Here is an 11345-nt window from a genome sequence, read left to right as displayed (position 1 = left end):
TCGAGTCCGTCGTGACCGCGTCGCGACGGGCTCGGCCCGAGAGGTGGTCAGCCCTGGTGCACCAGCGGCGCCATGCCGCGCGACCGCTCCACGGCGCCCGCGTCGCCGCACACGGCGAGCCAGTTCGCGAGCAGCCGGTGCCCGCCCTCGGTCAGCACGGACTCGGGGTGGAACTGCACGCCGTGCAGGGGCAGGTCGCGGTGCTGCAGGCCCATGACGACGCCGCCGGCCGTCGCGCCGGTCACCTCGAGCTCGGCGGGCACCGTCTCCGGGAGCACCGCGAGCGAGTGGTAGCGCGTCGCCGTGAACGGTGACGCGAGGCCGTCGAGGACGCCGTCGCCGTCGTGCTCCACGAGGCTGGTCTTGCCGTGCATGAGCTCCGGCGCGTGCGACACGGTGGCGCCGTACACCTCGGCGAGGGCCTGGTGGCCCAGGCACACCCCGAGCATCGGCGTGCGGGAGCGGGCGCAGGCCCGGATGACGTCCTCCGACGACCCCGCCTCCTGGGGCGTCCCGGGGCCGGGGGAGACGAGCACGCCGTCGAACGGCGTGCCGCCCGCGTCGTGGAAGACGCCGTCGGCGTCGGGCTCGGGCACGGCGTCGTTGCGCACGACGACCGTGCTCGCCCCGAGCTGGTCGAGGTAGCCGACGATCGTGTAGACGAACGAGTCGTAGTTGTCGACCACGAGGATGCGGGGCGCGCGCGGGTCGGCGGGCGTGGTCGGGGTGCTGGCGGGGATGGTCATCGTGGGGTGCTCGTCTCGACGGTGGCGGTGCGGGAAGGGTCCGGGGCGGCGCTGCTGCGCCATCGCCATCGCCTCGTCCCGGTCCGCGTCGCGGCGCTCACGAGTACACGTCCGTGCCCTCGGGGACCTTCGCGTACTTCATCTCCGAGCTGCCGGTGTACGCGGGCAGCTCCAGGCCGCCGGACTCCTTGACCGACCACCCGAGGGCGACCCAGTCGACGTACTGCTGGTAGATCGCCACGCCCGGGTCGGCGTCGAGCGACTCCCGGAGCGTCTTCGGGTCGCCGACGGCCTCGATGACGTAGGGCGGGGAGAACACCTTGCCGTGCAGCAGCAGGATGTTCCCCGAGCACCGGAACGCCGACGTCGCGGTGACCCGCTCGCCCTGGAGGGTCATGGCCTCGGCCCCGCCCGCCCACAGCGCGTTGATCACGTGCTGCACGTCCTGCTGGTGGACGACGAGGTCGTCCGGCCGGGCGCCGGCGATGGCCTGGCTGGAGGCGGGGGCGTCGTCGAGCGCCACGCGGAGCCCGGGCCCGGTGACGGGCAGCGCCCCGGTCACCACGGACTCGTCGGCGACGAGGTCGGCGTCGCGCGCGGGCAGGTCGGTGCCCGCCTGCTGGCCGAGGTCGTCGATCTGGGCCTCGAGCGCGTTCATCCGGTCCGTCAGGGTGGAGACCCGGTCCGACTCGGTGGTCACGAGCTCGGCCAGGTCCTGCGGCTCACGACCGTCCTTGGTGTCCGCGAGCTGCGCGCTGGCGGTGAACATGAGCCCGGACGCGGCGAGGACGCACGCGACGGTCGCGCTCGCGCGCACTCGTCGGTTCATCGCGGCACACTCCCGTCCATCGCGTGCTGTCCTTCCCGGGCCTGCTGACGACTACGCTAGTCGACAGAATCACCGGCGGTGGCAGGCATCCGGCCTGCGGCCGTCGCACCCTCCGTCCGGACAGGAGCCCACCCCGTGCCCGAGTCGAAGTCCCGCAAGAAGAAGAGCGCGCCGGCCGAGCAGGCGGCCGCCCCGGCGAAGGCGAAGCCGCAGGGCAACCCGCCCTGGCTGGTGCCGACGATGCTCACGCTCATGGTGCTCGGCCTCGCGTGGATCGTCTTGTACTACCTGACGGCTCCCGGGCTGGGGCTGCCGATCCCCGCGCTCGGCGGGTGGAACCTCGCCGTCGGCTTCGTGCTGATCATCGCGGGCTTCGGCCTCACCACGCGCTGGCGCTGACGACTTCCACAGGTGTAGTTCGTTCCACACCTGTGGACAACCCTGTGGGCGACGGCTAGAGCATCCCCACCGAGCTGTACTTCCACAGCGTCGCGGCCACCAGCACGACCCCCACGGCGGCCGGGAGGGCCCACGCCACGAGGGCCTGACGCTCGCGCGGAGCGAAGGCGTACCCGGCACCGATGGCCAGCCCGACGACGAGCCCGCCGAGGTGCGCCTGCCACGCGATGCCGGGGAACAGGAACGGGATCGCCATGTTGATCGCGATGAGCGCCACGATCTGGCCGGCGTTGCGCCCCTGCCGGCGCAGCGCCGGGATGATCGCGCCGAACAGGCCGAAGACGGCGCCGGACGCCCCGACCACCGCGCTGTTCCAGCCGCCGCCGATCGTCGGGGTGGCGAGCAGCAGGTAGCCCACCGACCCGCCGATCGCGGACAGCAGGTAGAGCGCGACGAAGCGCCCCCGCCCGAACGCCTGCTCGAGGAACGGGCCCACGAGCCACAGCGCGTACATGTTGAACAGGATGTGCAGCACGCTCTCGGAGTGCAGGAACGCCGCGGTGAGGAACCGCCAGGGCTCGTCCAGCCCGACCGAGGGGGCGAACGCCCACCGCTGGGTCCACTCGCCGCCCGTCACGAGCTGCAGCACCCAGCTCACCACGCACAGCCCGATGATCGTCAGCGTGACGACGGGCCGCCCGCCCCGCACCGTGCCGCCGAAGACGGTCCGCGCGCTGGGCACCGCCCGCGCGGCCTGGTTCACGCAGTCGACGCACTGGATGCCGACGGCCGCCGGCCGCTGGCACTCCGGGCACGTCGGGCGTCCGCAGCGCTGGCAACGCACGTACGAGACGCGGTCGGGGTGCCGCGGGCACACCGGCGGCGCCCCGGCGGGCTGCCCGGGCTGCGGAGCGGGTGGCGGTGTCGAGATGGCTCGGCCCTCCAGGTCGTCACCGGTGTTGTGGGCGCGAATTCGGGGACTATCGGCGTGCGAATAGTCCCCGAAATCACGCCCACAGCACGCGGGGCGGTGTCAGTCCTCGATGGTGACGCTGTTGATCACGATGTCGGTGACCGGGCGGTCGCCGGGGCGCGTCGCGGTGTTGCCGATCTCGTCGACGACGGCGCGGGACCCGTCGTCGGCCACCTTGCCGAAGATGCTGTGCTTGCCGTTGAGCCACGGCGTGGCGGCGGTGGTGATGAAGAACTGCGAGCCGTTGGTGCCCTCGACGGCGCCCGTGACGGGGTTGCGGCGCTTGCCGGCGTTCGCCATCGCGAGGATGTACTTGTCGTCGAAGACGAGCTCCGGGTGGATCTCGTCGTCGAAGGTGTAGCCGGGGCCGCCGGTGCCGGTGCCCAGCGGGTCCCCGCCCTGGATCATGAAGTTGTCGATGACGCGGTGGAAGATCACGCCGTCGTACAGGGGGTCGTTGCGCTCGGCGCCCGTGGCCGGGTCCGTCCACGTCGTGGTGCCCTGGGCCAGCCCGACGAAGTTCGCGACGGTCTTGGGCGCGTGGTTCGGCAGCAGCTCGATGCGGATGTCACCGGCGGAGGTGTGGAGGGTTGCGAACATGCCCTCATCCTCTCACTCTCCCTCTGCAGGACCCGCACCACGAAGTCCGCGCGTACCGCTGCAGGCCAGGGCACCTGATGGCACAGTGGGTCCATGGTGCGAAAGAACGTGGGCGACAGCGTCAAGGACAGTGCCAAGGACCTCAACGAGAAGTTCTCCGCGAAGGTGAGCTCGACAATGAACGACCTCGACACCGACAAGCTCAAGGACTCCGCCACCGAGGCCGCCGCCGTGCTGGTCGACGTCGGCGCGAAGGCCGCCGGGGGCGCGAAGGACGCGGCGTCCCAGGCGAAGGACTGGGCGGAGCCGCGGGTCGACGCGTTCATGGAGTGGCTGGTGCCACGGGCGGAGTCGGCGTGGCGCGAGAGCGTGCTCGCCGCGGCCCCCCGGATCGAGAGGGCCGCCGACAAGGCCGGTCCCTACGTCGACACGGCGCACGACAAGATCGTGGACGACTACCTGCCGCGCGTCGTCGCGGCCTTCAACGACGCCGCGACCCGTGCCGGCGCCGCGGCCGGTGCCGCCGGGGTGGTGGCGGCCGACGCCGCGCGCGACGCCGCGGAGAAGGCCGGCCGAGCCGGGAAGAAGGCGGCGAAGCGGGCCGCCAAGGAGGCGGCCAAGGCCCAGGCCGCCGCCGAGAAGGCGGCCAAGGAGGCCGAGAAGTCCTCCGGCAAGGGCAAGGGTGTCTTCTGGTTCCTCGCCCTCGCCGGCGCGGCGGTCGCGGGGTACGCGTTCTGGCGACGTGCGCAGCCGCAGAACGACCCGTGGGCCGAGCCGTGGGAGCAGCAGTCCGGGCCGGACTACGACGGCGCCGCGCGCGACGCGCGCCACCGCGTCGGCGAGGCCGCAGAGGCCGTCGGAGAGGCCGCCGGCCACGCCGTCGCGAAGGGCCGCGAGGCCGCGGAGCGCGCGGGGGAGAAGGCCGCCGAGCTCGGCGAGGACGTCGGCGACAAGGTCTCCGAGGCCGTGGACAAGGCCAAGGACCGGGCGACCGACGCCGCGAAGAAGGCCACCAACCGCACCCGCTCCACCACCCGCAAGGCGGAGGAGGCCACGGGCGACGCGACCGGTGACGCGGGCGCAGGCGAGGGCGACAAGGCCTGATCCGCACGCCGCACGAGGCGGCGCCGCACCGCACACGAGGGCCCCCGTCCCACGGACGGGGGCCCTCGTCGTGCCCGGACCTGGTCGCCGGCTCCGGCCCCCTCGGACCGGCCTTCCCCGTCAGGCGTCGGGCACCTCCTGGGACGCGCGGACCTCGATCCGGCTGAGCGGACCTGCCGGAGACGACGAGACCCCGCACGCCGGGTGGCGTGCGGGGTCTCGCGGGTGGTGGAGCCAAGGGGACTCGAACCCCTAACCCCCTGCTTGCAAAGCAGGTGCGCTACCAATTGCGCCATGGCCCCTGGCGGCCTCGTCGGACGGGCCGGGCGACTCAGTCGATGGTGTCGGTGACCTCGGACCACAGGTCGCGGTCGACGGAGTCCTCGTTGAGCCGGCGCCAGACCAGGTAGCCCGCGCCGAGCGCGAGCAGGAGGACGAACAGCTTCTTCATGGTCAGCCTCCTCGTCACGACCGCCAGGCCGTACGTGTCGGGCCCGGGCCTGGTGTGGCCTGGAGTGGGGCTAGGAGGACTTGAACCTCCGACCTCTTCCTTATCAGGGAAGCGCTCTAACCGTCTGAGCTATAGCCCCGAGCGCGCTCCCCACGGGGAGCGCGTGCAGCACGGAACATTACCGTACGCGCGCGCCTCGTCCCAAACCGGGACCGGCATCACGTGGTGTGACGTCGGTCCCGGTCGGGGCGGGAGTCACTCGTCCGTCAGCGTGAGGTGCACGCCGCCGACGAGCGCGGCCGTGATGTTGTACAGGATCGCCATGATCGTGGCGAGCGCGGTCAGCAGCACCACGTTCACGATGGCGATCAGCACGGACAGCGAGACGACGCGGTCGAACTGGACGAACTGCATGAGGTTGACGGCCTGCGGGCCGATCGTGTCGCTCATGAACGTCTGGATCGTGGAGAAGGTACCCATGTCGTTCAGCACGTACCAGACGACCATCGTGGCGACGACGGTGATGAAGCCGATCGCGACCGACAGGAGGAACGCGAGCTTCATGACCGACCACGGGTCGACCCGGGACACCGACAGGCGCACACGCCGCGGACCCATGCCCATGGGCGCCGCTCCGACCATCGGCGACCCCGTCGCCGCGGCGGCCGCCGCGGGCGCGGCCGTGCCGTGCACCCCGCCGGCCGAGTAGTGCATCTCGGGGCGAGGCTCGGCCTGCTGGGGCTGCTTCGCCCGCTTGGCACCGGGGGCGTCGGTCGCCGTCCGCCCGGCGGGCGCGGACCCGCCGGCGGGCTCCTGGCCCTTGGGCGTGCCCTCCGGCATGACCGACTGGACCTTCTTGGCCGCGCTGCGCGCCGCCGCGAGGGCCGCCGCGGCCGCCTTCACCGCGCCGTCCTTGACGGGGGAGGCGCCCTGCGCGGGCACCGCCTCCGGGGTCGCCGACGCGCGGGCGGGCTCGGTGGCTGCCGGAGGCGCGGGCACGGGGGCCTGCACCTGGGTCGTGAAGGCGGCCGGGGCCTGGGGCGCCGAGGAGGTGCGCTGCGCCGCGGCGCCGCCGACGGTCACACCGCCCAGCGACGTCGAGCCCTGGGCGGACGGCGCAGGCGGGGCCGGGGGCCTCCGGTGCGTGGCGTCGTCGAAATCCGCCTCCCGTGCGGGAGGCGCCGACGACGCCCTGGTCGACGCGCTGTTCTCCGTCATCAGTCCTCGTCCCCGCTCGTGGTCTGCTCGTCGGCGGCCTGTCCGTCCACGCTAACCGACTCGTCGCCGGTTGCCTCGTCGACGTCCCGGCGCTCGACGTTGCGGGCGACGGCGATGATGCGGTCCCCGCGGTCGGGCTTCGCGAACGTCACGCCCTGCGTGGTGCGGCCGGTGAGGTTCACCCCGGCGACCGCCGAGCGCACGATCTTGCCACGCTCCATGATGACCAGCACCTCGTCGTCGGCCTCTGTCACCAGGGCCCCCACGAGGTCTCCACGAGCCTCGACCAGGTTCGCGACCTTGATGCCGTAACCGGCACGTCCCTGGACCCGGTACTCGCCGATCGCCGTGCGCTTCGCGAAGCCGCCCTCGGTGACGACGAACAGGTCGGTGCCCGGGGTCACGACGTCCGCGTTGAGCAGCTCGTCCTCCTCGCGGAACTTCATGCCGGTGACGCCGGACGTCGCACGGCCCAGGGGCCGCAGGGTGTCGTCGTCGGCCGGGAACCGGATCGACTGCCCCTTGCGGGACACGAGGATCAGGTGGTCGTCGGCGTTCACGAGCCGGGCGGCGACGAGCTCGTCGGGCTTCCCCTCGTCGTCCTCGCGCAGGTTGATGGCGATGAGGCCGCCGGAGCGCGGCGAGTTGTACTCGCCCAGGCGCGTCTTCTTCACCAGGCCGCGCCGGGTCGCGAGGACCAGGTAGTCGGCGGCCTCGTAGTCCGGCAGGTCCAGCACCTGCGCGATGTGCTCGCCGGGCTGGAACGCGAGCATGTTCGCCACGTGCTGGCCCTTGGCGTCGCGACCGCCCTCGGGCAGCTCGTAGCCCTTGGCCCGGTAGACGCGCCCGAGGTTCGTGAAGAACAGCAGCCAGTGGTGCGTCGTCGTGACGAAGAAGTGCTCGACGATGTCGTCCTCGCGCAGCGCGGCGCCGCGCACGCCCTTCCCACCACGGCGCTGCGCCCGGTAGTTGTCCGACCGGGTGCGCTTGGCGTAACCGCCGCGCGTGATCGTGACGACGACCTCCTCCTCGGGGATGAGGTCCTCGACCGACATGTCGCCGTCGAACGGCAGCACCGTGGTGCGGCGCTCGTCGCCGTAGCGCGCGACGATGTCGTCGAGCTCCTCCTGCACGATCGTCCGCTGACGCTCGGGCTTCGCGAGGATGTCGCGGAAGTCCGCGATATGCCCCTCGAGCACGTCGTGCTCGTCGATGATCTTCTGGCGCTCCATCGCGGCAAGACGACGCAGCTGCAGCGCGAGGATGGCGTTCGCCTGCTCCTCGTCGACGTCGAGCAGCTCCATCAGGCCGCTACGGGCCTCCTCGACCGTCGGCGACCGGCGGATGAGCGCGATGACCTCGTCGAGGGCGTCGAGGGCCCTGAGGTAGCCGCGCAGGATGTGGATCTGGCGCTCGGCGTCGGCCAGCAGGTACTCGGTGCGCCGACGCACGACCTCGATCTGGTGCGTGGTCCAGTGCCGCACGAAGGCGTCGAGGCTGAGCGTGCGGGGCACGTCGTCGACCAGCGCCACCATGTTCGCGCCGAAGCTGAACTGCAGCGGCGTGTGCTTGTACAGGTTGTTGAGCACGACCTTGGCGATCGCGTCCCGCTTGAGCACGATGACGAGGCGCTGGCCGGTGCGCCCGGAGGTCTCGTCGCGGATGTCCGCGATGCCGGCGAGCTTCCCGTCGTTGACGAGGTCGGCGATCTTGCTCGCGAGGTTGTCCGGGTTGACCTGGTAGGGCAGCTCCGTGATGACGAGGCAGATCCGGTTCTGGATCTCCTCGACGTTCACGACGGCGCGCATCGTGATGGAGCCGCGCCCCGTGCGGTACGCCTCCTCGATCCCCTTGGTGCCGAGGATCTGCGCACCGGTGGGGAAGTCCGGCCCCTTGATCCGCTTCATCAGCGCGGCGAGGAGCTCCTCACGGGACGCGTCGGGGTTGTCCAGGTGCCAGCGGACGCCCTCGGCGACCTCGCGCAGGTTGTGCGGCGGGATGTTCGTCGCCATGCCCACGGCGATGCCGGCGGAGCCGTTGACGAGCAGGTTCGGGAAGCGGGCGGGCAGGACGACCGGCTCCTGCGTGCGGCCGTCGTAGTTGTCCTGGAAGTCGACCGTGTTCTTGTCGATGTCCCGGACCATCTCCATGGCCAGCGGCGCCATCCGGCACTCGGTGTACCGCGGGGCCGCGGCCGGGTCGTTGCCGGGCGAGCCGAAGTTGCCCTGCCCGGCGACGAGCGGATAGCGCAGCACCCAGTCCTGCACGAGGCGCACGAGCGTGTCGTAGATCGCCGTGTCGCCGTGCGGGTGGAACTTGCCCATGACGTCGCCGACGACGCGCGAGCACTTGGAGTACGCGCGGTCGGGGCGGTAGCCGCCGTCGTACATCGCGTACAGCACGCGGCGGTGCACCGGCTTGAGGCCGTCCCGCACGTCCGGGAGCGCGCGCCCGACGATGACGCTCATGGCGTAGTCGAGGTAGCTGCGCTGCATCTCCAGCTGCAGGTCGACCTGGTCGATGCGGCCGTGGTGCACCGCGACCGCTCCGTCGGTCGTGTCGATCGCCTCGTCGTCCGGCGGGCCGTCCGTCATGTCGGGCCCGGGGGTCTCGTCCGTCACCGTCTACCTTCTTCCTGTCCTGCGCCGCCGGGGCGCGGGTTCCGTCGTCCTCGAGTGGGGTCAGCAGCTGTGTACAACGGCGCGCGCACGTTCTGTACGCCACCGTCTGCCGCTAGATGTCGAGGAAGCGGACGTCCTTGGCGTTGCGCTGGATGAAGCTGCGGCGGGACTCGACGTCCTCGCCCATGAGCACCGAGAAGATCTCGTCGGCCGCGGCCGCGTCGTCCATGGTGACCTGCAGCAGCGTGCGGTGCTCCGGGTCCATCGTGGTGTCCCAGAGCTCGGTGTAGTCCATCTCGCCCAGGCCCTTGTAGCGCTGGATGCCGTTCTCCTTGGGGATCCGCTTGCCGTTGGCGAGCCCCTCCTTGAGGAAGGCGTCCCGCTCCCGGTCGGAGTACACGTAGTCGTGCGGCGCGTTCGACCACTTGAGTCGGTACAGGGGCGGCTGCGCCAGGTACACGTGGCCGTGCTCGATGAGCGGGCGCATGTACCGGAACAGCAGCGTCAGCAGCAGGGTGCAGATGTGCTGGCCGTCGACGTCGGCGTCGGCCATGAGCACGATCTTGTGGTACCGGAGCTTGGAGAGGTCGAAGTCCTCGCCGATGCCGGTGCCGAACGCCGTGATGAGCGACTGGATCTCCTGGTTGGAGAGCGCCTTGTCGAGGCGTGCCCGCTCCACGTTGAGGATCTTGCCGCGCAGCGGCAGGATCGCCTGGTTGTGCGGGTTGCGACCGCGGACGGCGGAGCCGCCGGCCGAGTCGCCCTCGACGATGTAGACCTCGCAGTCCTCGGCGCGGTTCGACTGGCAGTCCTTGAGCTTGCCGGGCATGCCGCCCGAGCTGAGGATGCCCTTGCGTCGCGTCGCCTCGCGCGCCTTCCGCGCCGCGATCCGCGCCTGCGAGGCCTGGACGGCCTTGCGGATCACGTCCCGCGCCTCGGTGGGGTGGGCGTCGAACCAGTCCACGAGCTTCTCGCGGACCACGCGCTGCACGAAGGTCTTGGCCTCGGTGTTGCCGAGCTTCGTCTTCGTCTGGCCCTCGAACTGCGGCTCGCCGAGCTTGACGGAGATGACGGCGGTGAGTCCCTCGCGGATGTCGTCGCCCGTGAGGTTGTCGTCCTTCTCCTTGATGATGGCCTTGTCGCGCGCGTAGCTGTTCACCAGGGTGGTGAGCGCCGCGCGGAAGCCCTCCTCGTGCGTGCCGCCCTCCGTGGTGGAGATCGTGTTCGCGAACGTGTGGACCGACTCGCTGTACGAGCTGGTCCACTGCATCGCGATCTCCACGGAGATCTTGCGCTCGGTGTCCTCGGACTCGACGTCGATGATCTCGGGGTGGATCAGCTCGGACTTCTTGGCCGCGTTGATGTGCGCCACGTAGTCCGTGAGGCCGTTGTCGTAGCGGTACCGCACGGTGCGCACGGGGTTCGCCGCCTCGGCGTCGGTCGCGCCCTGGCCGGCCGTGACGTCGCCGTCGGCCTCGGCGGGGGACCTGCCGGCCACCTCGTCGTCGGCGACGGCGTGCCCGGCACGCTCGTCGCGCAGGGTGATCTGCAGCCCCTTGTTGAGGAACGCGTACTGCTGGAAGCGCGAGCGCAGCGTCTCGAAGTCGTACTCGGTGGTCTCGAAGATCGAGTCGTCCGCCCAGAAGGTCTGCGTCGTGCCGGTGTTCTCGCCCTCGGCGAGCGGCTCGAGCCGCTGCACCTCGGTGACGGGCTCGCCGCCGTTGCCGTACTCCTGGCGCCAGTGGTAGCCGTCGCGCTTCACCTCGGAGACGAACCGGGTGGACAGCGCGTTGACCACGGACATGCCGACGCCGTGCAGGCCGCCGGAGACGGCGTAGCCGCCGCCGCCGAACTTGCCGCCGGCGTGCAGGATCGTCATGACGACCTCGAGCGTGGGCTTGCCCTCGGTGGGGTGCATCGCGACGGGGATGCCTCGGCCGTTGTCCTTGACGCGGACGCCGCCGTCCGCCATGAGGGTCACCTCGACGCTGTCGGCGTGCCCCGCCAGGGCCTCGTCCACAGAGTTGTCCACAATCTCGTACACCAGGTGGTGCAGTCCACGCTCGCCCGTCGAGCCGATGTACATGCCCGGGCGCTTGCGGACGGCCTCGAGGCCCTCCAGGACGGTGATGTTGCCGGCGTCGTACCCGTTCCCCGGTCCGGTGGCTCCGCTGGCGGCGACAGTGTCGGGACGGGGGGTGTCGGTTCGGTCTGCCACAGGCGGAGCTGCTCCTCGGTCGTCGTGCACGCGCCGCTCGTCGTGCGTATGGCGGCGCGGCTCTCAGGTTCCGGGCACGCACCCGACCGAGCCGTGCGAGAGAGGTCGGACCACGACCCGGAATGACCGTCCCAGTCTACCTGCCAGAGGCAAGGAAACGGCGGATTGACGCCGCTCGGGGGAAGT

The 11345-nt window shown here is 71.4% G+C and carries 10 protein-coding genes and 2 tRNA genes; 2 read left to right on the top strand and 10 right to left on the bottom strand.

Annotated features, from left to right (window positions below; genetic code table 11):
* Positions 1–47: 47 nt before the first annotated feature.
* Both ACQFYA_RS00485 and ACQFYA_RS00480 read right to left on the bottom strand, forming a co-directional pair.
* Positions 48–746: an aminodeoxychorismate/anthranilate synthase component II gene (locus ACQFYA_RS00485; RefSeq protein WP_499120484.1), complete on the bottom strand. Its 699-nt coding sequence runs from the start codon at positions 744–746 to the stop codon at positions 48–50.
* Positions 747–843: 97 nt separating this feature from the next.
* Entirely contained in the window at positions 844–1575 is a 732-nt protein-coding gene (locus tag ACQFYA_RS00480) for a DUF881 domain-containing protein (protein ID WP_499120482.1), read from the bottom strand.
* A gap of 135 nt (positions 1576–1710) precedes the next feature.
* Between ACQFYA_RS00480 and ACQFYA_RS00475 the strand changes: the two genes are divergently transcribed.
* Positions 1711–1974, top strand: coding sequence for a cell division protein CrgA (locus tag ACQFYA_RS00475; RefSeq protein WP_499120480.1), 264 nt, complete (start codon positions 1711–1713; stop codon positions 1972–1974).
* Positions 1975–2029: 55 nt separating this feature from the next.
* Here the strand turns inward: ACQFYA_RS00475 and ACQFYA_RS00470 are convergent, their stop codons facing one another.
* Both ACQFYA_RS00470 and ACQFYA_RS00465 read right to left on the bottom strand, forming a co-directional pair.
* On the bottom strand, positions 2030–2737 hold the full coding sequence (locus ACQFYA_RS00470) for a rhomboid family intramembrane serine protease (protein WP_499120478.1): 708 nt from the start codon (positions 2735–2737) through the stop codon (positions 2030–2032).
* Between the two features lie 270 nt (positions 2738–3007).
* On the bottom strand, positions 3008–3547 hold the full coding sequence (locus ACQFYA_RS00465; protein WP_499120476.1) for a peptidylprolyl isomerase: 540 nt from the start codon (positions 3545–3547) through the stop codon (positions 3008–3010).
* Between the two features lie 93 nt (positions 3548–3640).
* Here ACQFYA_RS00465 and ACQFYA_RS00460 point away from each other — a divergent pair, with 93 nt between their 5' ends.
* Positions 3641–4651 (top strand): hypothetical protein, encoded by a 1011-nt coding sequence (locus ACQFYA_RS00460; RefSeq protein ID WP_499120473.1) that lies wholly within the window; start codon positions 3641–3643, stop codon positions 4649–4651.
* 226 nt (positions 4652–4877) lie between these two features.
* Here ACQFYA_RS00460 and ACQFYA_RS00455 read toward each other — a convergent pair.
* The 6 genes from ACQFYA_RS00455 to gyrB form a co-directional block, all read right to left on the bottom strand.
* Positions 4878–4953, bottom strand: a tRNA-Ala gene (locus ACQFYA_RS00455).
* A gap of 29 nt (positions 4954–4982) precedes the next feature.
* A complete protein-coding gene (locus ACQFYA_RS00450; protein WP_499120472.1) occupies positions 4983–5102 on the bottom strand; it encodes a DLW-39 family protein in 120 nt (39 codons plus the stop codon).
* 65 nt (positions 5103–5167) lie between these two features.
* Positions 5168–5241 (bottom strand) — tRNA-Ile (locus tag ACQFYA_RS00445).
* Positions 5242–5357: 116 nt separating this feature from the next.
* Entirely contained in the window at positions 5358–6320 is a 963-nt protein-coding gene (locus ACQFYA_RS00440; protein WP_499120470.1) for a DUF3566 domain-containing protein, read from the bottom strand.
* Positions 6320–8914: a DNA gyrase subunit A gene (gene gyrA, locus ACQFYA_RS00435; protein ID WP_499127388.1), complete on the bottom strand. Its 2595-nt coding sequence runs from the start codon at positions 8912–8914 to the stop codon at positions 6320–6322. Before gyrA ends, ACQFYA_RS00440 begins: the two co-directional genes overlap by 1 nt.
* Positions 8915–9053: 139 nt before the next feature.
* The gene (gene gyrB / locus ACQFYA_RS00430; RefSeq protein WP_499120468.1) at positions 9054–11159 is read right to left on the bottom strand and encodes a DNA topoisomerase (ATP-hydrolyzing) subunit B; all 2106 of its coding nucleotides are present in this window, start codon (positions 11157–11159) and stop codon (positions 9054–9056) included.
* Between the last annotated feature and the right edge of the window lie 186 nt (positions 11160–11345).

The sequence above is a fragment of the Promicromonospora sp. Marseille-Q5078 genome (genome assembly GCF_050315395.1).
Classification (GTDB): domain Bacteria; phylum Actinomycetota; class Actinomycetes; order Actinomycetales; family Cellulomonadaceae; genus Isoptericola.
This window is presented reverse-complemented; position numbering and strand designations above follow the sequence as displayed.

What these genes read in the sequence shown, in the direction of transcription:
- ACQFYA_RS00485 (WP_499120484.1), bottom strand. Translation starts at nt 746, where the DNA reads ATGACCATCCCCGCCAGCACCCCGACCACGCCCGCCGACCCGCGCGCG.
- ACQFYA_RS00480 (WP_499120482.1), bottom strand. Translation starts at nt 1,575, where the DNA reads ATGAACCGACGAGTGCGCGCGAGCGCGACCGTCGCGTGCGTCCTCGCC.
- ACQFYA_RS00465 (WP_499120476.1), bottom strand. Translation starts at nt 3,547, where the DNA reads ATGTTCGCAACCCTCCACACCTCCGCCGGTGACATCCGCATCGAGCTG.
- ACQFYA_RS00460 (WP_499120473.1), top strand. Translation starts at nt 3,641, where the DNA reads ATGGTGCGAAAGAACGTGGGCGACAGCGTCAAGGACAGTGCCAAGGAC.
- ACQFYA_RS00450 (WP_499120472.1), bottom strand. Translation starts at nt 5,102, where the DNA reads ATGAAGAAGCTGTTCGTCCTCCTGCTCGCGCTCGGCGCGGGCTACCTG.
- ACQFYA_RS00440 (WP_499120470.1), bottom strand. Translation starts at nt 6,320, where the DNA reads ATGACGGAGAACAGCGCGTCGACCAGGGCGTCGTCGGCGCCTCCCGCA.
- gyrA (WP_499127388.1), bottom strand. Translation starts at nt 8,914, where the DNA reads ATGACGGACGGCCCGCCGGACGACGAGGCGATCGACACGACCGACGGA.